General features: G+C 60.5%; 21 protein-coding genes. 11 read left to right on the top strand and 10 right to left on the bottom strand.

Annotated elements, in window-relative coordinates:
- Window positions 1–39 precede the first annotated feature (39 nt).
- The gene (locus H663_RS33840) at window positions 40–369 is read right to left on the bottom strand and encodes a DHCW motif cupin fold protein (protein ID WP_053174244.1); all 330 of its coding nucleotides are present in this window, start codon (window positions 367–369) and stop codon (window positions 40–42) included.
- A gap of 360 nt (window positions 370–729) precedes the next feature.
- Window positions 730–1,641 (bottom strand): LysR family transcriptional regulator, encoded by a 912-nt coding sequence (locus H663_RS33835; RefSeq protein ID WP_053174246.1) that lies wholly within the window; start codon window positions 1,639–1,641, stop codon window positions 730–732.
- A 362-nt stretch (window positions 1,642–2,003) separates the two neighbouring features.
- Here H663_RS33835 and H663_RS33830 point away from each other — a divergent pair, with 362 nt between their 5' ends.
- The 8 genes from H663_RS33830 to H663_RS33795 all read left to right on the top strand — a co-directional run bounded on the left by H663_RS33830 (window position 2,004) and on the right by H663_RS33795 (window position 10,216).
- On the top strand, window positions 2,004–3,032 hold the full coding sequence (locus H663_RS33830; protein WP_053176776.1) for an amidohydrolase family protein: 1,029 nt from the start codon (window positions 2,004–2,006) through the stop codon (window positions 3,030–3,032).
- Between the two features lie 121 nt (window positions 3,033–3,153).
- Window positions 3,154–3,837 (top strand): 4-carboxy-4-hydroxy-2-oxoadipate aldolase/oxaloacetate decarboxylase, encoded by a 684-nt coding sequence (gene ligK, locus H663_RS33825; protein ID WP_053174248.1) that lies wholly within the window; start codon window positions 3,154–3,156, stop codon window positions 3,835–3,837.
- A 284-nt stretch (window positions 3,838–4,121) separates the two neighbouring features.
- Window positions 4,122–5,054 (top strand): amidohydrolase family protein, encoded by a 933-nt coding sequence (locus H663_RS33820; protein ID WP_053176778.1) that lies wholly within the window; start codon window positions 4,122–4,124, stop codon window positions 5,052–5,054.
- Between the two features lie 114 nt (window positions 5,055–5,168).
- Window positions 5,169–5,627: a protocatechuate 4,5-dioxygenase subunit alpha gene (ligA, locus tag H663_RS33815; protein WP_053174250.1), complete on the top strand. Its 459-nt coding sequence runs from the start codon at window positions 5,169–5,171 to the stop codon at window positions 5,625–5,627.
- Between the two features lie 62 nt (window positions 5,628–5,689).
- Window positions 5,690–6,568 (top strand): class III extradiol dioxygenase subunit beta, encoded by an 879-nt coding sequence (locus H663_RS33810; protein ID WP_053174252.1) that lies wholly within the window; start codon window positions 5,690–5,692, stop codon window positions 6,566–6,568.
- Between the two features lie 68 nt (window positions 6,569–6,636).
- On the top strand, window positions 6,637–7,839 hold the full coding sequence (locus tag H663_RS33805; RefSeq protein WP_053176781.1) for an ATP-binding protein: 1,203 nt from the start codon (window positions 6,637–6,639) through the stop codon (window positions 7,837–7,839).
- A 214-nt stretch (window positions 7,840–8,053) separates the two neighbouring features.
- Window positions 8,054–9,007: a Gfo/Idh/MocA family oxidoreductase gene (locus H663_RS33800; RefSeq protein ID WP_053174254.1), complete on the top strand. Its 954-nt coding sequence runs from the start codon at window positions 8,054–8,056 to the stop codon at window positions 9,005–9,007.
- 30 nt (window positions 9,008–9,037) lie between these two features.
- Window positions 9,038–10,216, top strand: a complete 1,179-nt coding sequence (locus tag H663_RS33795) for an MFS transporter (RefSeq protein ID WP_053174256.1) — start codon at window positions 9,038–9,040, stop codon at window positions 10,214–10,216.
- A 341-nt stretch (window positions 10,217–10,557) separates the two neighbouring features.
- Here H663_RS33795 and H663_RS33790 read toward each other — a convergent pair whose 3' ends face one another.
- The 8 genes from H663_RS33790 to H663_RS33755 form a co-directional block, all read right to left on the bottom strand.
- On the bottom strand, window positions 10,558–12,750 hold the full coding sequence (locus tag H663_RS33790) for a TonB-dependent receptor family protein (RefSeq protein WP_053172599.1): 2,193 nt from the start codon (window positions 12,748–12,750) through the stop codon (window positions 10,558–10,560).
- Window positions 12,751–12,846: 96 nt separating this feature from the next.
- On the bottom strand, window positions 12,847–13,209 hold the full coding sequence (locus H663_RS33785; RefSeq protein WP_053172601.1) for a DUF2946 family protein: 363 nt from the start codon (window positions 13,207–13,209) through the stop codon (window positions 12,847–12,849).
- Between the two features lie 37 nt (window positions 13,210–13,246).
- Complete coding sequence (locus H663_RS33780) at window positions 13,247–13,726, bottom strand: copper chaperone PCu(A)C (protein WP_053172603.1); 480 nt, start codon at window positions 13,724–13,726, stop codon at window positions 13,247–13,249.
- A gap of 134 nt (window positions 13,727–13,860) precedes the next feature.
- Window positions 13,861–14,238 (bottom strand): hypothetical protein, encoded by a 378-nt coding sequence (locus H663_RS33775; RefSeq protein WP_083451164.1) that lies wholly within the window; start codon window positions 14,236–14,238, stop codon window positions 13,861–13,863.
- A gap of 79 nt (window positions 14,239–14,317) precedes the next feature.
- Window positions 14,318–15,418: a VWA domain-containing protein gene (locus tag H663_RS33770; protein WP_053172606.1), complete on the bottom strand. Its 1,101-nt coding sequence runs from the start codon at window positions 15,416–15,418 to the stop codon at window positions 14,318–14,320.
- Entirely contained in the window at window positions 15,411–16,484 is a 1,074-nt protein-coding gene (locus H663_RS33765) for a DUF58 domain-containing protein (protein ID WP_053172608.1), read from the bottom strand. The genes H663_RS33770 and H663_RS33765 overlap by 8 nt, the downstream gene beginning before the upstream one ends.
- Window positions 16,453–17,502, bottom strand: a complete 1,050-nt coding sequence (locus H663_RS33760) for an AAA family ATPase (RefSeq protein ID WP_165803920.1) — start codon at window positions 17,500–17,502, stop codon at window positions 16,453–16,455. The genes H663_RS33765 and H663_RS33760 overlap by 32 nt, the downstream gene beginning before the upstream one ends.
- Window positions 17,503–17,538: 36 nt before the next feature.
- Window positions 17,539–18,462, bottom strand: coding sequence for a S1C family serine protease (locus H663_RS33755; protein ID WP_053172610.1), 924 nt, complete (start codon window positions 18,460–18,462; stop codon window positions 17,539–17,541).
- Window positions 18,463–18,517: 55 nt separating this feature from the next.
- Here H663_RS33755 and H663_RS33750 point away from each other — a divergent pair, with 55 nt between their 5' ends.
- The 3 genes from H663_RS33750 to H663_RS33740 all read left to right on the top strand — a co-directional run bounded on the left by H663_RS33750 (window position 18,518) and on the right by H663_RS33740 (window position 20,829).
- A complete protein-coding gene (locus H663_RS33750; RefSeq protein WP_053172612.1) occupies window positions 18,518–19,591 on the top strand; it encodes a VWA domain-containing protein in 1,074 nt (357 codons plus the stop codon).
- A gap of 100 nt (window positions 19,592–19,691) precedes the next feature.
- A complete protein-coding gene (locus tag H663_RS33745; protein WP_053173578.1) occupies window positions 19,692–20,342 on the top strand; it encodes a glutathione S-transferase family protein in 651 nt (216 codons plus the stop codon).
- A gap of 115 nt (window positions 20,343–20,457) precedes the next feature.
- Window positions 20,458–20,829, top strand: coding sequence for a TraR/DksA family transcriptional regulator (locus H663_RS33740; protein ID WP_053172614.1), 372 nt, complete (start codon window positions 20,458–20,460; stop codon window positions 20,827–20,829).
- Window positions 20,830–20,844: the final 15 nt, after the last annotated feature.

Raw genomic sequence — 20,844 nt, 5'->3', positions numbered from 1 at the left:
CTGGCGTGACGTATTTCTGAAGTCTCCCCTGACGATCCATCAGTCCACGATAAAGAGTGTGGCTCCGACCTCTGTGTAGGACCGATGGGGTTCGGCATGGTCGGCAACTTGGTAACTCATGCCCGGGACAAGCTTGAAAACACGGCCATCTTCAAGTTCGGTGTGAAGCTCGCCGTTCATGCACAAAAGGATATGGCCTTTTGTGCACCAATGATCTGCCAGATAACCTGGTGTGTATTCGACCATGCGGACGCGGACGTCGCCAAAGACTTGCGTGCACCAATAGGCGGTGCCGCGTTCACCTGGATGCTCGGTACGGGCAATATTCGACCAATCAGTCGTCCCGAACGGTATGGCATTCATTTGCATGCAGGGTCCTTGCAAGTGGGTTGACGTTTGTCCTTAATTTTAGGGGCGCAGGCGATGACAGCTGAATTTATTGATTCGGCACTGTGAAGTTTTCAATGCTTAAAGATGTTGTAGCTCGGCGGTCGAAGACCCCGACATGGGCCTGTGCCCAAACCCATCGTGTCGGACTCTGCGAGTACCGACCTACCCGATGACATTTCTCACACATTTCAAACTTCAGCGTGCCGGATCAATAGTCACTGCTGTAACTTCAATTGCTTCAGCAGGTGGGGCATGGCTTCATTCAGAAACGCGGGCATGGTGGGGACGAGTGTTCGGTGGTGTGTCTGACGCGGGGTGTCTGCAGCGGGTGTTTGACCGTCAAGGCGGGCTGAGCCACTGTACCGCCATCTCGGTCAGAAGGGCCAGGGTGGCTTGCTGGGTGAGGGTGCTCGGGCGTTGTGCGCTGATGGCAGTAGTCAGTTGGATGTGCAGGGCCGGTTGCTTCAACGGCCGCACCGAAAACGCCGAAGGCCGCACCGAGCGCATGACGGCGTTGCGCGGCAAGATGGCGTAGCCCGCGCCGTCGGCCACCAGGTCGAGGATTGCGCTCACGCCGTCGATCTCCAGCGCAATGAGGGGGCGGCAGCCGATGGCGGCCATCTCAGACTCCACATGCATGCGGATGGCGTTCGGGCGGGTGGGGATGACCAAGTGCAGGGCGGCGACTTCTTGCAGGCCGATGGCGGGCGGGGGCGGGTCTTCTTGCAAGCCGGGCGGGCGCGGTTGTACCAGCAGCAATTCCTCTTGCACCAGCGGGGTGTGCTCGATGCCAGGCATGGGGCTGGGGTTGTAGAGCACGGCGATGTCCAGGCGGCCGTTTTGCAGGTTTTCCTGCATGGCGCTGGACAGGCCTTCGCTGATGGACAGCTGGGCCTCGGGCATCTTGGCGCGAAAGGCCCGGGTGAGTGGCACCGTCAGCACCCGCGCCACGCTGGGCGGCAGGCCTAAAGCGACTCGGCCTGTGAGGCCCGTGCGCACCCGGCCCAGTTCTTCCCGTGCCCGCTCGACCTGGTGCAGGATGCCCAGGCCGTGCTCCAGCAGCAGCAGCCCGGCCTGGGTGGGGGTGGCGCCACGCCCGTTGCGCACCAGCAGGTTTTGCCGCAGCTCGACTTCGAGCAGGCGCACCTGTCGGCTGAGCGCCGGTTGGGCGATGTTCAGTGCCTGGGCGGCCCTGGTGAAGCTGCCCAGTTCGGCCACACGCACAAAGTATTCGAGCTGTTTGAGGTCCATGGGGGGTGTTTGGTTAGGCTGATTTTGTCATACCTACAGCTCAGTTATGCTAATTTGTTCTATCTGGTAGATGGTGATGGGCCTTTGTCGGGGCAGGGTGTGCCTGCACAATGTAGGCTTCAAAACTGAAGCATCTCTTTTGCAGGTCGGTGGCTTTAGCCTCGACACAGTGCACCGGTGAAGCCTGTCGGGGCTAAAGCCACCGACCTACAAATTGCACCATGGCATGCCAAGTGCTCTGGTGATGCATGTCGGGGCTAAAACCTCTGACCGACCAAAGACATATTGGGGCACCCAGTGTCCCCATTCGATCCAGCGACCCATGCCATCCGCGAGAAGAAAAAATGAGCCAAACGAACCCCTTGATCATTGACGTGCACGGCCACTACACCACCGCCCCCAAGGCACTGGAAGACTGGCGCAACAAGCAGATTGCGGGCATCAAAGACCCCAGCGTCAGCCCCAAAGTCTCCGAGCTGAAAATCAGCGATGACGAATTGCGCGAGACCATCGAGACCAACCAGCTGGCCAAGATGAAAGAGCGCGGCTCGGACATCACCATCTTCAGCCCCCGAGCCAGCTTCATGGCGCACCACATTGGCGACTTCAATGTGTCGTCTACTTGGGCCGCGATTTGCAACGAGCTGTGCTACCGCGTGGCGCAACTCTTCCCCGACCACTTTGTGCCTGCGGCCATGCTGCCCCAGTCACCCGGCGTGGACCCGGCCACTTGCATCCCCGAGCTGGTCAAGTGCGTCGAGCAATACGGCAACGTGGGCATCAACCTCAACCCCGATCCGTCGGGCGGCCACTGGACATCGCCCCCCTTGAGCGACAAAGCCTGGTACCCCATCTACGAAAAAATGGTGGAGTACGACATCCCCGCCATGATCCATGTGAGCACCAGCTGCAACAGCTGCTTTCACACCACTGGCGCGCATTACCTGAATGCTGACACCACCGCTTTCATGCAGTGCCTGACCTCTGACCTTTTCAAGGATTTCCCGACGCTGAAGTTTTTGATTCCGCACGGCGGCGGCGCGGTGCCTTACCACTGGGGCCGTTTCCGTGGCTTGGCGCAAGAACTCAAAAAGCCTTTGCTGTCCGAGCACCTGCTCAACAACATCTTCTTTGACACCTGCGTGTACCACCAGCCGGGGATTGACCTTCTGACCAAAGTGATACCGGTCAAGAACATCTTGTTCGCGTCCGAGATGATCGGCGCGGTGCGCGGCATCGACCCCGAGACCGGTCACTACTTTGATGACACCAAGCGCTATGTGCAAGCCACGGCCAACCTGAACGACGAAGAGCGTTACATGGTTTATGAGGGCAATGCGCGTCGCGTGTTCAAGCGGCTGGACGACCAGTTGACGGCCAAAGGCCTGTAATGGGTGATGTTTGTTGAACGGTGTTGTGGGAGCATGCCTGCAAGCGATGGCTTGTGCTGCATGAATCACCAGCAGGCTGGCTCCTACAAAAAGCCCCTTTGAATTGAATCAGGAGAAAACCATGTACGAACTCGGCGTTGTTTACCGCAACATCACCCGCACGGACCGCGCAACCGCTGACGGCCTGGGCGCACTCGGCTCAGCCACGGTGCACGAGGCCATGGGTCGTGTCGGCCTCATGAAGCCTTACATGCGCCCCATCTACCCCGGCGCTCAAGTCTCGGGCACGGCCGTCACCGTGCTGCTGCATCCGGGTGACAACTGGATGATGCATGTGGTGGCCGAGCAGATTCAGCCCGGCGACATCGTGGTCGCAGCCATCACGGCCGATTGCACCGACGGCTACTTTGGCGACCTGTTGGCCACATCGTTTCAGGCCCGAGGCGCACGCGCTTTGATCATCGATGCCGGTGTTCGCGATGTGAAAGAACTGCAAAAAATGAACTTCCCGGTTTGGAGCAAAGCCATCAGCAGCAAGGGCTGCATCAAGGCCACCATCGGTTCGGTCAACATCCCGGTGGTGTGCGCCGGCATGATCGTCCACCCTGGTGACGTGATCGTGGCCGACGACGATGGTGTGGTGTGTGTGCCGCAGGCACTGGCCGCCAAAACGGTGGCTGCCGCGCAAGCGCGTGAAGCCAACGAAGGCGAAAAACGCGCCAAGCTGGCCTCGGGCGTGCTGGGCCTGGACATGTACAAGATGCGCGAGCCCTTGGCGGCGGCGGGCCTGAAATACATTGACTGATTTACTTGCAGGTCGGCGGCTTCAGCCCCGACAAGGACCTTGGGTACGCAGTGTCGGACTTGAAGGTGCCGACCTGCTAAAGACCGATTCCTGTAGGTCGGCGGCTTCAGCCTCGACAAGGACCTTGGGTACGCTGCGTCGGACCTGAAGGTACCGACCTGCAAAAGACCGATTCCTGTAGGTCGGCGGCTTCAGCCCCGACAAGGACCTTGGGTACGCAGTGTCGGACCTGAAGGTACCGACCTACAAAAGACATTTGAAAGGCGTTCGAGATGAGCAAAACCATGGATAAACCCACGTCGGGTGACTTCACCAAAACCGCAGGCTGGATGGACTGGTACACCGGCCCGTCCAAGCCGCGATTCCAATTGCCCGCAGGCGCGGTCGATGCGCATTGCCACGTGTTTGGCCCGGGCACTGAATTTCCCTACGCCCCCGAGCGCAAATACACACCGTGCGATGCCAGCAAGCACCAGCTGTATGCGCTGCGTGACCACCTGGGCTTTGCGCGCAATGTGGTGGTGCAGGCCACCTGCCACGGCGCAGACAACCGAGCCCTGGTCGATGCCTTGGTCAACTCGGGCGGCATGGCGCGAGGCGTGGCCACCGTCAAGCGCAGCGTGACCGACCAGGAAATCCAGGCCATGCACGACGCCGGTGTGCGCGGTGTGCGTTTCAACTTCGTCAAGCGTTTGGTGGACTTCACGCCCAAGGACGAGCTGATGGAGATCGCGGGCCGCATCCAAAAATGGGGCTGGCATGTGGTTATCTACTTTGAGGCGGTCGACTTGCCCGAGCTGTGGGACTTTTTCACCGCGCTGCCGACCACCGTGGTGGTGGACCACATGGGCCGCCCTGATGTGTCGCTGCCCGTGGACGGCCCGCAGTTTGCGCTGTTCCAGAAGTTCATGCGCGAGCACAGCAATGTGTGGAGCAAAGTGTCTTGCCCCGAGCGTTTGTCGGTGACTGGCCCCAAGGCCTTGAGCGGTGAACAGAACGCATACCAAGACGTGATCCCGTTTGCCCAGCGCATCGTGCAAGAGTTCCCCGATCGCGTCCTGTGGGGCACCGACTGGCCACACCCCAACCTGAAAGACCACATGCCCGACGACGGTCTGCTGGTTGATTTCATCCCGCACATCGCACCGACCGCCGAGTTGCAAAAGAAGCTGTTGGTGGACAACCCGATGCGGCTGTACTGGCCTGAAGAGGGTTGAGTGTTCAGCGTTGAGCGTTTAGCGTGAAAATCAAAGATCCGCTGAATTCCCAACGCCCAACGCCCAACGCCCAACGCCCAACGCCCAACCTAAAGCGCTCAACGAAATACCACCATGGCTCTAGATAAACCCTACAAAGACGTGCCCGGCACCATCATTTTTGACGCCGAGCAATCGCGCAAAGGTTACTGGCTCAACCAGTTTTGCATGTCGCTCATGAAGGCTGAAAACCGTGAGCGGTTCAAGGCCGACGAGCGTGCTTATCTGGACGAGTGGCAGATGACCGAAGAGCAAAAGCAGGCCGTGCTGGCGCGAGACCTGAACTGGTGCATGCGCACGGGCGGCAACATCTACTTTCTGGCCAAGATCGGTGCGACCGACGGCAAGAGCTTCCAGCAAATGGCGGGCTCGATGACCGGCATGACCGAAGAGGAATACCGCAACATGATGATCGCAGGCGGGCGCAGCATCGAGGGCAACCGCTACATCGGCGAAAACGGCAGCGCCCAAGTCCAAAACCAGCCCCAAGGCGCAGCCGGGCAACAGTCCAGCGCAGCGGGCCAAAAGCCTTAATGGGGTCTGACCCCAATTAATCAAATTGGGGTCAGATCCCAATTCTTTTGAGAGAACAAGACATGGCCAAAATCACCGCATCCGTCTACACCTCGCATGTTCCCGCCATTGGCGCGGCCATGGACCTGGGCAAGACGCAGGAAGACTATTGGAAGCCCGTGTTCGCGGGCTACGACTTCTCCAAGCAATGGATGAAGGACAACAAACCGGACGTGATTTTTCTGGTGTTCAATGACCACGCCACGGCTTTCAGCTCCGACCTGATTCCGACCTTCGCCATTGGCACCGCAGCCGAGTACCAGCCCGCCGACGAAGGCTGGGGGCCTCGGCCGGTGCCTGTGGTGAAAGGCCACCCTGAATTGGCCTCGCACATCGCGCAGTCGGTCATTCAGCAAGACTTTGACCTGACCATCGTCAACAAGATGGACGTGGACCACGGCCTGACGGTGCCCCTGTCGCTGATGTGTGGCCCGCTGGACCCGGTCAAAGACGCCTGGCCTTGCCCGGTGATCCCTTTCGCTGTGAACGTGGTGCAGTACCCCGTGCCCAGCGGTCAGCGCTGCTTCAACTTGGGGCAAGCGATTCGCAAAGCGGTGGAGAGTTACGACGAAGACCTGAACGTACACATCTGGGGCACAGGCGGCATGAGCCACCAGCTGCAGGGCGCGCGTGCGGGCCTGATCAACCGCGAGTGGGACAACGCCTGGCTCGACCAGTTGATCAACGACCCTGCTGCCTGCGCGGCCACGCCACACATCAACTACGTGCGCGAAGCGGGCAGCGAAGGCATCGAGCTGGTCATGTGGCTGATCGCCCGTGGTGCGATGAGCGACATCGAGGGCGGCCAGGCCACTGGTCCTGCGCCCAAGTTGCGTCACCGCTTCTACCATGTGCCTGCCAGCAACACGGCGGTGGGGCATGTGATTTTGGAAAATTCTTGAAGCATTTGAAGGTCAATTGAGTGATTTTTATCCTTGCATTTTGATATTTGATGTAACAAAATACAATGATGATTGATCGCCTATTTAACCGTGAATTGCAAGATCGCTTGGACTATTCGCCCGGTGTGGTCTTGCTGGGTGCGCGACAGGTGGGTAAATCCACTTTGGCACGAGCGTGTGCTGAGCTTATATCGGATGCGGTTTTTTTGGATTTGGAATTGCCCGAAGACCGGGCCAAGCTGGACCAGGCGAGTGCATTTTTTGCAGCGAACCGAAGCCGCTTGGTCGTGCTTGACGAAGTGCAAACCATGCCAGCTTTGTTTGTACAGCTTCGCCCCGAAATCGATGCTGACCGCAGGCCGGGACGCTTTTTGCTCTTGGGTTCGGCCAGCGGCGCGTTGTTGCGGCAGTCGGCAGAATCGTTGGCGGGGCGGGTGAGCTATTTCGAATTGCCGCCATTGTTGTGGAACGAAGTACAAACCGTTGCAGCCAGCCAAGACGCCACACAGCAGTTGTTGGCCCTGCAAGCGCATTGGCAGCGTGGCGGCATGCCCTTGAGCACAATGGCCAAAACCGATGCGCAATCACTGCGCTGGCGCAACGATTACTTGCAGTCCATTGTGCGACGAGATTTACCCGCTTTGGGCATCACCATTCCGGGCGAAACCCTGTGGCGCTTTTTGCGCATGCTGGCGCACCAACATGGGCAATTGTTCAATGCGTCGAGCTTGGCGGTGGCCATGGGCGGCATTTCGCCCATCACCGTGGGCCGCTACCTCGATATTTTTTGCGATGCACTGATCGTGCGAAAAGTGGAGCCGTATTTCGTCAACTTGGGCAAACGCTTGGTCAAGTCGCCCAAAATTTATTTTCGCGACACCGGGCTGCTGCACGCCCTGCTTGGGATTGGCAATGCCGATGACTTGCAGGGGCACCCGATGTCGGGCTATTCGTGGGAAGGGCTGGTGGTGAATCACATCGCAGCCTTGTTGCCCTTGATGGCGGGCGGCAACGCCACGCTCAATTTCTACCGCACAGCAGCAGGCGCAGAAATGGACGCGGTGGTGGACACCGGATCTGAACGCATCGGTTTTGAAATCAAACTCTCTAACGCGCCGCGCGTGACCAAAGGTTTTTGGAACGCTTGCACCGATTTGCAACTGAGCCGCGCTTATGTGGTGGCCCCTGTCAGCTCGTCCTGGCCCTTGGCCGACAACGCGCAGGTGATTCCTCTGTTGGATGTGGCGCGGGTGTTGGGGGTGCAGACATGAGTGAGCATCCTGACTTCGAAAGGCTGCCGCTCAAAATCAAGGGCATACCTGTGCGTGAAACCCTCCGCTCTGCAATCCCGTGTCTGGATCGCCACGTCAATTCGTTCCTCGCGATGACGGTGTTTCTTCATCGCGAGCGGTGTGCGTTTTTTCCAGATCACTGCACGATGCAGTACTTGACTTCGCATTGATTTTTCATTTCAGGAGATAAAACATGAACAAACCCATCAAAGTCGCCCTCGCAGGCGCCGGTGCCTTCGGCATCAAACACCTTGACGGCATTAAAAACATCGAAGGCGTGGAAGTGGTCTCGCTGATCGGCCGCGAGTTGGCCAAAACCAAAGAGGTCGCGGACAAATACGGCATTGGCCATGTCACCACCGACCTGAATGAATCGCTGGCCCTGAAAGAAGTCGACGCCGTCATCCTGTGCACGCCCACCCAAATGCACGCCAGCCAGACCTTGGCTTGCCTGAAGGCGGGCAAGCATGTGCAGGTGGAAATTCCGCTGTGCGATGTGTACAAGGACGGCCAGGAAGTGCTGCGCGTTCAACAGGAAACCGGCCTGGTGGCCATGGTGGGCCACACCCGCCGTTTCAACCCCAGCCATCAGTGGGTCAACCACAAGATCAAGGCGGGTGAGTTCAACATCCAGCAGATGGATGTGCAGACCTATTTTTTCCGCCGCACCAACATGAACGCGCTGGGCCAGGCCCGCAGCTGGACCGACCACCTGCTGTGGCACCACGCCGCGCACACGGTGGACCTGTTCGCCTACCAGTGCGGCAGCCCCATCGTGAAAGCCAACGCGGTGCAAGGTCCGATTCACCCCACTTTGGGCATCGCCATGGATATGAGCATCCAGCTGAAAGCCGCCAACGGTGCGATCTGCACTTTGTCACTCAGCTTCAACAACGACGGGCCTTTGGGCACGTACTTCCGCTACATCGGTGACACGGGCACTTATTTGGCGCGTTACGACGACCTGTTCACCGGCAAGGAAGAAAAGATCGATGTGTCGCAAGTGGCTGTGTCGATGAACGGCATTGAGCTGCAAGACCGTGAATTCTTCGCCGCGATCCGCGAAGGTCGCGAGCCCAACAGTTCCATTGCCCAAGTGCTGCCGTGCTACCAGGTCCTGCATGACCTGGAGCAACAACTGGCCTGAGCATGTGCACGCAAACATGACCACCCAAACATGACCACATTCACGCCCGCAGACGAACGCCAGCACCTGACGCTTTTGGGCCTGGCTGGTTTTGCCAGCATGGCGTCGATGCGCATCTGCGACCCGATGCTGGTGGTGCTGGGGCAGGAGTTTCAGGTCAGCACCGGCGAGGCTTCGGGGGTGGTATCGGTGTTCGCTGTGGTCTACGGCCTGATGCAGTTGTTTTATGGCCCCTTGGGCGAGCGATTTGGCAAGCTGCGTGTGGTCTCTTTGGCGGTGACCGCGTGTGCGCTGTTCAGCGCCATCACGGCGTTGTCGGTCAACTTGCCCATGCTCTTGGTGATGCGCGGCTTTATGGGCGCGGCAGCGGCAGGCATCATCCCGCTGTCCATGGCCTGGGTGGGCGACCAGGTGCCGTATGAACGCCGGCAGGAAACCCTGGCCAAACTGATGAGCGCCACCGTCATTGGCATGATGAGCGGCCTGTGGTTTGGTGGCTTTGCCGCCGACACGCTGGGCTGGCGCTCGGCCTTTGTGCTGTTGGCTGTGATGTTCGCGCTGGCAGCCGCTCTGCTGTGGCGTGGGCGTCAAAAGTCACCCGTGGCCGCATCAACTCAGGCCCCCACCCTGATCGCCTCGTTTCGCCTGACGGGCCAGTTGCTGGCCATGTCTCGCGTGCGTTGGGTGCTGACCGTCACGGCTGCTGAGGGCGCTTTGGTGTTTGGTGCCATGGCCTTCATGCCCACGCATTTGCACCAGCAGTTTGGTTTGAGCGTGGTGGCCGCAGGCTCGGTCATGATGCTGTATGGCGTGGGCGGTTTGCTCTACAGCCAGATGGCTCGGCGCTGGTTGGCCTGGCTGGGCGAGCGTGGCTTGGTGCGCACGGGGGCTGGTCTGGTGGCCTCAGGTCTGTTGGTGTTGGCTTGGGGCAGCGGGGTGTGGCTGGGCATGTTGGCTTGCCTGATGACGGGCTTGGGTTTTTATATGCTGCACAACACCCTGCAGGTGCAGGCCACCCAAATGGCCCCAGCCGCTCGCGGCTCGGCCGTGACCTTGTTCGCCTGCTCGCTGTTTTTTGGCCAATCCACTGGTGTGCTGCTCATGGCCCAAAGCGTGGACATGGGTTGGTTGTCCCTGGCTTTCACGGCAGCAGCCTTGGGGGTGTCGGTGCTGGGATGGGTGGTCTACCGACTGGTGGGGCGACACTGAGTCAGCCTTGTGCGTTGATCCGCATTCATGTCGGACCTGAAGGTGCCGACCTACGGGGGCCGTTTATTTGTAGGTCGACGGTCGAAGATCCCGACATGGGCCTGTGCCGAAGCAGAATAGCGTCGGACCTGAAGGTGCCGACCTACGAGGCCGTGTATTTGTAGGTCGGTGGTCGAAGACTCCGACAGGGGCCTGTGCCCAAACCCACCATGTCGGACTCTGCGAGTACCGACCTACAAGATGACATGTCTCACTCATTTCATACTTCAGCGTGCCGGCTCCATAGAGGCTGGCGAAGTCATTGTTTCTTTTTCAGAAATCATCGCCAGCCAAGCTTCACGTCAACGTTGACCAAAAGATTTGGTCAAACCCACCATCACGCTGCGCGGCGCACCTGTGGCGTAGGTGTTTTGCGTGTTGGGTGTGTAAACGCCACTTTTGTAGCTGCTGGACGCATTGTCCGAGTACAGCTTGTCGGTCAGGTTTCGCACTTGGCCCCAGACTTCCCAGCCATCGGCCAGCTTGTGACTGGCGGTGAGGTTGAGCAGGGTGTGGCCCGCGTAACGCACCGTGTTGGCGTTGTTCATCCAGTAGCTGCCTTGCTTGACCAGGCCCAAAGCCACGCGCGAAGCCGGTGTGATCTTCCAACCGACTTGGGCGGTGAGGGTGTGCTTGGGGGCCTGTGGCATGTCTTTGCCCGAATAGTCTTCGATGGCCCCTACTTTGTCGCTCACGCGGTAAGTCACGAAGGTGTGCTCGGCCCAGGTCGCGCCCACGCGCCAATCCCATTGGCGCAACTCTTGATTCAGGCTCAGCTCCAGACCTCGGCTGCGGGTGTTGCCCGCGTTTTTGTTGTAGCTGTCCCCAATTTCAGAGGTGTAAGACACGATGGTGTCTTTGCCACTGAGTTGGTAGAGCGCCGAGTCGAGGCGAATGCCCGAGGCCAACAATGCACGCCAGCCCACTTCCACGTTGTCATAGGTGGCTGAATTCAATTCGGGAATGGCGGTCTTGCCATACAGCTGGCTGACTTCGGGCGGTGTGAAGCCCATGCTCAGGTTGCTGTAGAGGCTGCTGCTGGGGCTGAGGGCGTAGGTCGCCCCCAGCTTGGGGCTGAACTTGGCAAAGCTGCGCACCTCGTTGACCGCACCGTAGTTGGCACCCGGCTTGAGATTGTTTTTGAAGTCGTAGCGGATGCGGTCATAACGGCCACCTGCCACCACACGGATTTGCTCGCTGGGGCTGAACTCCAGTTGTGCAAACGCGGCATCGTTGGCAATGCCCGCGCCGTAGTTGCGCACGCCGCTGGGGTTGGCCACGCTGTTCAAGGTGTAGCTGATGTAGCGGCCAGTGGGCAGATCGCGCACCACTTTCAGGTTGTCCGACACATAGTCGTTCTGGCTGCGGTCGATATAGACACCTGTCACCAGGCGGGCACGCAGCCAATCGAGCTTTTGCTCGTGCTTGACGTCCAACCCCAGCGATTCGACGTGGTTGTTGTTGATCGTCCCCACAACAAACCCATTCGGCAAATAAGTAGCAGGTTTTGTGGAAGATGCCGCGCAACGCTTACTGGGATCCGTAGGTGCACCACAATTTTTGATCGTGTAGTTGGGCAACTGCCCATGGTCGTTGTTGCGGGCAAACAGCGTCACCGTGGTCAAGCCGCCTTGCGTGGTTTCGCCTTCCCAAGCCAGGCTGGCGCGGGTGGTTTTGTCTTTGCGCCAGGTGAAGGTGTTGATGCTTTTGCCGGGGTTGTTGCGGAAGTCGTTTTCAAACAAGCTGCCGGGCGTGTCCGAGTCCAGGTTGGTGTGCACCAGCGATGCACGCAACCAGGATTTATCGCTCAGCTTGTAGTCGCCACGCAATGTGAAGGCGTCTTTTTTGCCACCGCTGTACTGCTGCCAGTTGTGGGTGTCGCGCTGCGAGCTGTAGTGCGAAAACCGCAAACCCAGATCGCCCCAGGTGCTGCTCGCACCCGAGTCCACACGGGTAAAGCCGTCGGTGTTGTCGTGACGAATGCCCACATAGCCTGTGGGCGTGCGCGAAGGTCGTTGCGTCAAGAAGTTGACCGCGCCGCCCACCGCATTGCTGCCATACAGCGACGAGGCCGCGCCTTTGACCACCTCAACACCGCCCGAGCCGTTCATATTGGTCTCGTTGAGCGCGTTGTGGTTGAACACGCCCAAGGGACGGATCGGAATGCCGTCCTCCAGGTACTGGTAGACCGCGTTGGTGCTGATGGGCTGGCGAATGGCCATGCTGTGCTGCTCGTTGCCCAAATCGTTCCAGTGCACACCCGGAATGCGGTTGATGATCTCGCCCACCGACTTGGGCTTGTCGGCATCCCACTGGGTGCGGCTGACGGCCCCAATGGACACAGGGGTTTCGGACAATTTGGTTTCAGAGCGCGAGCCCGACACCACGATGGTGTCCAGCGCAGGCGCGGTTTGGGCCACGGCATGGGCACTCAGACTGGCGAACAGGCCGAACACGGCCAAAGACAAGGGAGAAAGTGCAAGGGAATTCTTCATGGCAAGTTTTCAATCGATCAATCACTGCCAGCACACAGGGCAGCAGTGACAACAAGCGCCGAGCACCTGGCGGTGCGCAGCCCAGTTAAGAACGGATCAATTGAAAACAGGCGGCCCGCGAGAGGGCAAAGGCGGGGCCGTGCGTGCGATCAGCACGGCCTCTGGCAGACGCTGCACGATGTGCGAGCGGGCATCGGGCAGATGGGCCAGATCGGCCACCATGGGCGGCGGCAGTGCTGGCGTGGCGTGGGCGCACAGTGGGCAGTCCATGCTGGCGCGCACCTGAGTGTCACCGCCCTCGCCTTGCACCACCACTTTCATGATGCCCATGCTGGAGCACACCACCTCCAAGGTTTTGGGTTGCAGCGTGGCGGCCAAAACCGACACCCCCACAAACAGCACGTACCAGACCAGCACAAGGCGGGCCAGACGGCGCAGCGGGCATGAGGTTCTGGTCATGGGCAGGTCAAAGGTCTGAGGTCAGCGTTCAGACCGATCAATGCTTGTGCATTTGACCTGCGCCGTGGTTCATGGCCGGTGCCGCAGCCGTACGCGCAGGCACTTTCAATTCCACAGACTGGCGCTTGCCGTCCTTGCCCTCGACCACCAGGGTCACGGGCACGGTGTCACCGTCTTTGACCTGGCCTTTCAGGTCCATCAGCATGACGTGGTAACCACCAGGCTTGAGGTCGACTGCTTTGCCAGCGGGCAAGGCCAGGCTGGGCACCGCACGCATTTTCATGACACCGCCGTCCATGGCCATCTCGTGCACCTCGACCACACCGGCCACGGGCGATTGGGCCGAAATCAGCTTGGCGTCTTGCGCCGACTGCAGTTGCATGAAGGCACCGGTGGCCTTTTGCTGGGGCACGGTGGCGCGCACCCAGGCGTCTTTGACAGTGACCTGGGCTTGCGCAGCCAAGGACACGGTCAATGAAACGAACACGGCAGACACAGACAAAACGAGACGAGACATGAAACACTCCTGATGGGTGGTGAACAAATGAAAAGACACAGACAGTGCGCACAGCCAGCCCCTTGAACGGGGTGCTCAAGCACAGGTAGACGCCGAAACCGACTCAGCCCCCAAGCTGTTGAGGGGACGGTGTTTCAGGCAAAAAAGACAGGGGGTGCGCGGGCTTGCCAGGGCTGGCCCAGCAAACTGGCCAGCCGGGCAGCAGGCAAGTGCTGCAAGACGTGAGACAAGTTGCCCAGTGGCAAGGGGGCCAGCACGTCGGCCACAGGGGGCGCGATCAAGGGCAGGCAGGCAGGGCAGTCCAGCGCGGTGCGCATTGCCGCACCGCCCACATCATCGCCAGCGGCATCAGACTGCACCAGCTTGACGCCACCGATGGCGGTGCAAACCAGATGCACGGCTTCGGTCTTGACCAAGGGCGAGGCCACCGCCGCCCCGACAAACAACGCAAACCACACCAGCACGAAGCGGGTGAGGCGATGGGCGTTGCGCAGGGATTGCAGGCTGAACATGGCGCGAATTATGGCACTGAAGGCTCCGGCAACCGCGCAGAACCTGGATGAGAAGGGGTACCGGCAAACATCTACAGACTCAAACGATCCGGCCGTGTCGCCACCAGACCCAGGCGCAGCCCCAGCACACCAGCAGCATGCCCAGCAAAGCGCACAAGGCAGAGACCTCGGTGCGCCGATGCTTTTTGAGCACGATCTTGCTGCTGAGCGATTGGTAAATCTGCAGCAGGTCCTCGCGCTTGTCGGCGCTGAAGTATTCAGCCTTGGTGATTTCGGCGATTTTTTTCAAGCTGGCCTCGTCCAGCTTGACCCGCATTTGCATGCCTTGGGCTTTGAGCACCGTGCCTTGCGCCGTGCCCAGCCCCACGGTGTAAACGCGCACCCCCAAGTCGGCCGCCACCTGGGCCATTTTGAGGGCGTCAGGCCCGACATTGCTTTGGCCATCGCTGAGCAGCACGATGGCCGCTGCGGTGTTGGAGCCGGGCGGCACTTTGGGCAGGCTGACCGGTTTGGGGGTAGCTGCGCCCTGTGTGCCCGCTGTTTCTGAAGGAGCGGTTGGTGAGCCGCCCAGGGGCGCACCGCTTGTGGGCTGTGGGCTGGTCTCGCCGTCGATCAGACCACGCACGTCCAGACCCGAGCCAGGCAGCATGGCGTGCAGCGCAATCACAATGCCGCTGCCCAAGGCCGAGCCGGGTTGCAGGCTCAGCTGCTCGATGGCCTGAATGACCAGGTCGCGTTGGTCGGTGGGCGCCTGCACCAGCGCAGCCGCCCCCGCCACGCTGACCACGCCCAACTTGACTTGGCCAGGTTGCCCCAGCACAAAGCCTTTGGCAGCGGCCTGAGCGGCTTCAATCCGACTGGGCTGCACATCGGTAGCGCGCATGCTGCCCGAGCTGTCGATGGCCAGCATCACGGTGTCAATGCGGCTGGGCAAAAGCAAGATGGCCTGAGGCCTGGCGATCCCCACCATCATCCCGGCCAGGCCCAGCAGCACCAGCAGCGCCGGGGCATGGCGCGTGACGCGGAAGTTGGTCGCACCGGTGTTCATGCTGGCCGAGGGCCATGCCCGCTGCACGCCACGGCGTTGCCAGGCGATGTAAAGGCCCAGCCACAACGGCAAACTTGCCAGCAGCCACAACAGGCGCGGCCAGACGAACTGAATCGAGTGCCATTCAGGCATGAACACCCCCGGCTTGAAGGTGAGCAGAGCTGCCCACGGGGGCCGCACGGCCACCGGTGCTCAACTGGCTGGCGCGTTTGCGCAGCTGAGCAAAACGCAGCAGGGCCTGGTCCATCGCTTCGTCGGTGTTCAGCTCCAGGCAGTCCACACCGGCTTGGGAAAGGCTCTCCAGTAAAACGGCTTCACGTTCTTGAGCCTGCTGAGCAAAACGCTGTCGGAAAGCCGCATCGTTGCCATCCACCAAAAGCTGCTCACCCGACTCCGCGTCTTGCACCAGCAGCATGCCGGTGTTGTCAGGCCAGGCCATCTCCAGCGGGTCGCGCAGACGCACCGCCACCACCTCATGACGCCGGGCCAACTGAGCCAGAGGTTTTTCCCAGCCGGCGGGGCTGATGAAGTCGGACACCACAAACACCGCCGAGCGGCGTTTGAGCACCGACTGGGCCTGCGCCAGCCACGGCCCCAGCGCGCTGGTCTGCACGGCGCTGGCATTTGCTGGGGTTTGGCCCGCCTGCAGCATCTGGTGCACGATGTGCAGCAAATGCCGCCTGCCCGAACGGGCGGGCACCACGCTGTGGGCACGGTCTTGACCGGTGAACAGCATCAGGCCCACCCGGTTGCCGTGTTGCGACAGCAGCTTGGACAACACCGTCACGATGCTGCAGGCCAGCTGCCGTTTGCTGGTGGGGCCCGAGCCAAAAGCCACCGAGGCAGACAGGTCGACCACAAACCAGGCGGCGATTTCGCGGTCTTCCTGGTGTTCGCGCACATACGGGGTCTGCATGCGGGCGGTCACGTTCCAGTCGATGTGGCGCACGTCGTCGTGCGCCTGGTATTCGCGCAAATCGGCCAGCACCAGGCCGCTGCCGCGAAACAGGCTGCGGTAATCGCCTTGCAGTTGGCCGTCGAGCCTTTTGAGTACGGTCCATTCCAGGCGCTGCAACCATTGCACTGCATTGGGCCATGGCGTGTCTGCGCCGGGCGCACCCGTCACCGCAGCCTGGGGCTGGCCGCTGCCAGCGGCCGCAGTGGCTTCAGTTCGCTTCTTGCGCAGCCAGCTGAACATGGCGGTCCAGGGGTTTACTCGGGGCGGGCACGGCCTGCAGGATTTTCAGGATCAGCGCATCGGCAGTCATGCCCTCGGACAAGGCTTCGTAGCTCAGCACCAGGCGGTGGCGCAGCACGTCGGGCACCAGGTCGATCAGGTCTTGCGGCAGCGCGTAGGGACGACCGCGCAAAAAGGCCAGCGCCCGTGCGCCTTCGATCAGGGAAATGGTGGCGCGGGGGCTGGCACCAAAGGTCAAATAGGGTGCCAGTTCGGGCAAGCCGCAGCGCACCGGATCGCGCGTGGCGGCCACCAGCTTGACCGCGTACTGCACCAGGGCCGGGTCGACATAGCCTTGGCGGCACTGAGCTTGCAGCGCCATGAGTTGTGCGGTGTCGGCCACGGCCGCTGCGGTGGCGGGCATACCGGTCACGCGCTGCACGATCACGAACTCTTCTTCCTCGGTGGGGTAGCCCACCAGCACCTTCATCATGAAGCGGTCCACCTGCGCTTCAGGCAGGGGGTAGGTGCCTTCGGTCTCGATCGGGTTTTGTGTGGCCATCACCAAAAAGGGGCGGGGCACCGCATGGGTTTCGCCTGCAATCGTCACTTGCCGTTCTTGCATGACTTCGAGCAAGGCGCTTTGCACTTTGGCGGGGGCGCGGTTGATTTCATCGGCCAGCAGCAAGTTGGCAAACACCGGCCCCAGCACGGTGCTGAATTCGCTGGTTTTGGGGTTGAAGATGCGCGTGCCCACCAAATCAGCGGGCAGCAAATCAGGGGTGAATTGAATTCGCTTGAAGCTGCCACTCACGGTTTTTGCAAACGTGTTCACGGTGAGTGTTTTGGCCAGCCCCGGCACGCCTTCAATCAGCAAGTGACCTTGCGCCAGGATGGCCACCAAGATGCGTTCGAGGAAAGCGTCTTGCCCAACCACCACACGTTTGACTTCGTAGAGCACGCGTTCCATCAGCGCGGCGTTGACGGCAGCGCTGGGAGGAGTCTGGCCCTGGTTCCATGCCAATTCAGAGGGGTTCATGCACAAAGCCTTTCAGATCGGGTGGGTCATCAAAAATCAAAATGGCGGCATGCCCATGCCGCCGCCTGCGCTTTCGATGGTGGCGGCAAACACGATGCCAATGAAGGTACGGGCCGAGGTGGGGTTGAGGATGGCGGTCACAATGCCGACCACCTCTCCGGCCATGTTGATGAGTGGCCCGCCCGAGTTGCCAGGGTTGGCAGCGGCATCGGCCTGGATCAGGCCGCGCATCATGGTTTGCCCCTCGGAGCCAAACGACCGATTCAGCCCCGAGACCACACCGGCCGAGACCGAGGGGCCGATGCCAAAGGGAAAGCCCACAGCCACCACTTCGTCACCGGGTTGAAGGTTTTGGCTGCTCCCCAACGTGGCGGGCTGCAGGTCGTCGGGCAGACGCTTGGCCTTGATCACGGCCAGATCGTTTTCAGGTTGCACGCCGATCACCAGTGCTTCCGATTCCGTGCCATCGGCAAAAGTGACCTGGATGCGCTTGGCGCCTTGCACCACATGCAAGTTGGTCAGGATGACGCCTTCTTCCGAGATCACCACACCCGAGCCCACGCCGGTGTTTTGCATCTCGCCTTTGGGGTTTTTCTTGTCCTCGTCCTGGGTGCGAACGCGCACCACCGAAGGCGCGATCAGCTGCGCGGCACGGGCGGCCCGCGAAGGCAGCTCTTGGGTGTTCAGGGTGTGCAGCACCGCTGCGTTGATGTCATCCTGAGTCAGCCGCTGCGGCGCACCCACCTGCCGGGTCAGGGCCCAAGTGAGCGAGGCGCTGAGCAAGGCGCACAGCAGTAAAGCCGCCCAAAGGGGCAGGCGCTGCAAGCCTTGGGTGATGCGGCTGGCGCTGTGGGAAGCCTTCACGGGTGGATGCATGACAGCCGCTGTTGCCGCTGCTGTAGGCAGTCTGTCAGCCCCTTGTGCAGAAGGCTTTCGGCTGTAGAGAGCGGCGCGTTTCATCGTTGTTGGGGCCTTCGGTGATACAGTGGCCAGACTTCATTGCACGCCACACAACATGCACTTTATCTGGCCCGAGCTGCTTTGGCTATTGCTGTTGATCCCCCTGTTGGTGGTGGGCTACATCCGGGCTTTGCGCCGCAAACGCACTGCGGTGGTGCGTTATTCCAGCCTGGACCTGATTCGGCCCGCCTTAGGTCCAGGGCACCGGATTCGCAGGCACATCCCCCCCGCTTTGCTCTTGTGCGCCTTGACCTTGGTGTTGCTGGGCACAGCCAGACCCAGTGCCCGGATCTCTTTGCCTGCCGACTACCTGACCCTGGTACTGGCCATGGACGTGTCGCGCAGCATGCTGGCCGAAGACGTGCCGCCCAACCGCATCGTCGCGGCCCAGCAGGCGGCCAAATCCTTTTTGCAAGAACTGCCAGGCCATGTGCGCGTGGCCGTGGTGTCTTTTGCGGGCAACGCCCAGCTGGTCCAAGGCGTAACGGACCAGAAAGAAGCCTTGTTGACCGCCATCGATGGCTTTCAGCTCCAGCGCGGCACAGCCACCGGCAGCGGCTTGCTGGTGGCCCTGAACACCTTGTTGCCCGAATCGGCCATTGACCTGGAGTCGGTGTTGTATGGCGCAGAGTTCAAGTCGGGCAGCCTGGTGACGCAAGGCGGTGGGCCGGCGGGGCGTTCGCTGGACCAGCGTCCTGCGCAGGGGGCCACAGAGCCCTCCAAACCAGTTCCTGTGGGTTCGTACACGGCCGGTGCGGTGATTTTGTTGTCCGATGGGCGTCGCACCACAGGACCTGATCCGGTCGAGGTGGCCAAGTGGGCGGCTTCCAAGGGGGTGCGTGTGTACACCGTGGCCTTTGGCACGCCCAATGGCTTCATACCCGGTTTGGAGGGCTTTTCTTTTTATGCCAAGGTCGATGAAGAGGCCTTGCAAAAAGTGGCCGAGACCACAGGTGCCGAGTTTTTCAGGGCCACAAACGCCAGCGAACTGGCCAAGATTTACCAGCACCTTTCATCCAAATTCACGCTCGAGCGGCGTGACACCGAAATCACTGGCTTGCTGGCGGCGCTGGCCGGTGTCATGGCTTTGCTGGCGATGGGCCTGTCCATGCGCTGGTTTCGACGCTGACCCAGACTTGATCGAAATGGGCTTGCAGGCATCTTGGTGACTCTTTGGCACCGCACCATGGGCTAATCTTTGGTATTTTTTCATGCAACTGGAGACCCCCATGCTCACACTCTGCGGCTTTTCTGCCAGCAACTACTACAACAAAGTCAAATTCGCCTTGCTCGAAAAAGGCGCGCCCTTTGAAGAAGAGCTGGCCTGGGTGGGGGCAACAGATGCCCAAGCCAGCCCTTTGGGCAAAGTGCCCTACCTCAAAACGGCAGACGGCGCGGTGTGCGAGTCAGCCGTGATGCTGGAATACATTGAGCAAAAGTACCCCCAAAACCCCTTGGTGCCTGCCGACCCGTTTGCCGCCGCCAAGGTGCGTGAATTGGCGCTGTTTCTGGACCTGCACCTGGAGTTGGTCGCACGCAACCTCTACCCCGAAGCCTTCTTTGGCGGCAAGGTGAGCGATTCAGTGAAAGAAAAAACCGCTGCTCAACTCGAGAAGAACGTGGCCGCCTTTGCCAAGCTGGCCAAATTCTCGCCCTTTGTCGCGGGCGACAGCCTGACCTTGGCCGACTGCTCAGCCGTCACGCACTTGCCCCTGATCTCGGGAGCCACAAAGCTGGTTTACGGCAAAGACTTTTTGGCTGAATTGCCAGCGCGTGAGTACCTCAAGATGATGGGCGAGCGCCCCCACATGCAAAAAGTCAATGCTGACCGCAAAGCCAATATGGAATTGATGATGTCACGCATGAAAGCCAAAAGCTGAGTCTGTGCGGCTGAGCACCTGATGCGAATCAACCCCGGCCCGTGGCTGACGTCACGCGGCAGTGGGGGTTGACCCACATCAATACCGCGTCGCCACAGGCGCATAGGATGAAGCCATGACTTCATCCCACACCCCACCCCTGCCCTTGCACCGCGAGCGGCTCTTGCATGAGCGCACCCAATTGCTGCAGCGCATCGCCCAAGAACGTGGCGGCTTGGTCTCGCGCGCCGACATGGCCGCTGAGCACGATGTGCGCAGTTTTGACAACCAGGCCCAGGCCATTTCCGAGCGCGACGACGAGTTCGCCATGAACGAACACGAAACCGCCGAGCTGGGAGACATCGAAGCCGCACTGGAACGCATTCAGGCGGGCACCTACGGACAGTGCATCGACTGCGGCGTGAGCATCCCGCCTGCACGCCTGAACGCCTACCCCACCGCCAAACGCTGCATCGATTGCCAGACCGTGGCCGAGCAGCGCCGCTGACTTGATTGACAAAGG

Origin of the sequence: Limnohabitans planktonicus II-D5 (genome assembly GCF_001270065.2) — a bacterium.
Classification (GTDB): domain Bacteria; phylum Pseudomonadota; class Gammaproteobacteria; order Burkholderiales; family Burkholderiaceae_C; genus Limnohabitans_A; species Limnohabitans_A planktonicus.
The sequence above is the reverse complement of the archived record's forward strand: the minus strand, read 5'-3'. Positions and strand labels throughout refer to the sequence as shown.

What these genes read in the sequence shown, in the direction of transcription:
- H663_RS33805 (WP_053176781.1), top strand. Translation starts at nt 6,637, where the DNA reads ATGATTGATCGCCTATTTAACCGTGAATTGCAAGATCGCTTGGACTAT.
- H663_RS33820 (WP_053176778.1), top strand. Translation starts at nt 4,122, where the DNA reads ATGGATAAACCCACGTCGGGTGACTTCACCAAAACCGCAGGCTGGATG.
- H663_RS33790 (WP_053172599.1), bottom strand. Translation starts at nt 12,750, where the DNA reads ATGAAGAATTCCCTTGCACTTTCTCCCTTGTCTTTGGCCGTGTTCGGC.
- ligA (WP_053174250.1), top strand. Translation starts at nt 5,169, where the DNA reads ATGGCTCTAGATAAACCCTACAAAGACGTGCCCGGCACCATCATTTTT.
- H663_RS33765 (WP_053172608.1), bottom strand. Translation starts at nt 16,484, where the DNA reads ATGTTCAGCTGGCTGCGCAAGAAGCGAACTGAAGCCACTGCGGCCGCT.
- H663_RS33750 (WP_053172612.1), top strand. Translation starts at nt 18,518, where the DNA reads ATGCACTTTATCTGGCCCGAGCTGCTTTGGCTATTGCTGTTGATCCCC.
- ligK (WP_053174248.1), top strand. Translation starts at nt 3,154, where the DNA reads ATGTACGAACTCGGCGTTGTTTACCGCAACATCACCCGCACGGACCGC.
- H663_RS33770 (WP_053172606.1), bottom strand. Translation starts at nt 15,418, where the DNA reads ATGCCTGAATGGCACTCGATTCAGTTCGTCTGGCCGCGCCTGTTGTGG.
- H663_RS33800 (WP_053174254.1), top strand. Translation starts at nt 8,054, where the DNA reads ATGAACAAACCCATCAAAGTCGCCCTCGCAGGCGCCGGTGCCTTCGGC.
- H663_RS33840 (WP_053174244.1), bottom strand. Translation starts at nt 369, where the DNA reads ATGCAAATGAATGCCATACCGTTCGGGACGACTGATTGGTCGAATATT.
- H663_RS33780 (WP_053172603.1), bottom strand. Translation starts at nt 13,726, where the DNA reads ATGTCTCGTCTCGTTTTGTCTGTGTCTGCCGTGTTCGTTTCATTGACC.
- H663_RS33760 (WP_165803920.1), bottom strand. Translation starts at nt 17,502, where the DNA reads ATGAACCCCTCTGAATTGGCATGGAACCAGGGCCAGACTCCTCCCAGC.
- H663_RS33775 (WP_083451164.1), bottom strand. Translation starts at nt 14,238, where the DNA reads ATGTTCAGCCTGCAATCCCTGCGCAACGCCCATCGCCTCACCCGCTTC.
- H663_RS33835 (WP_053174246.1), bottom strand. Translation starts at nt 1,641, where the DNA reads ATGGACCTCAAACAGCTCGAATACTTTGTGCGTGTGGCCGAACTGGGC.
- H663_RS33745 (WP_053173578.1), top strand. Translation starts at nt 19,692, where the DNA reads ATGCTCACACTCTGCGGCTTTTCTGCCAGCAACTACTACAACAAAGTC.
- H663_RS33785 (WP_053172601.1), bottom strand. Translation starts at nt 13,209, where the DNA reads ATGACCAGAACCTCATGCCCGCTGCGCCGTCTGGCCCGCCTTGTGCTG.
- H663_RS33740 (WP_053172614.1), top strand. Translation starts at nt 20,458, where the DNA reads ATGACTTCATCCCACACCCCACCCCTGCCCTTGCACCGCGAGCGGCTC.
- H663_RS33795 (WP_053174256.1), top strand. Translation starts at nt 9,038, where the DNA reads ATGACCACATTCACGCCCGCAGACGAACGCCAGCACCTGACGCTTTTG.
- H663_RS33755 (WP_053172610.1), bottom strand. Translation starts at nt 18,462, where the DNA reads ATGAAACGCGCCGCTCTCTACAGCCGAAAGCCTTCTGCACAAGGGGCT.
- H663_RS33810 (WP_053174252.1), top strand. Translation starts at nt 5,690, where the DNA reads ATGGCCAAAATCACCGCATCCGTCTACACCTCGCATGTTCCCGCCATT.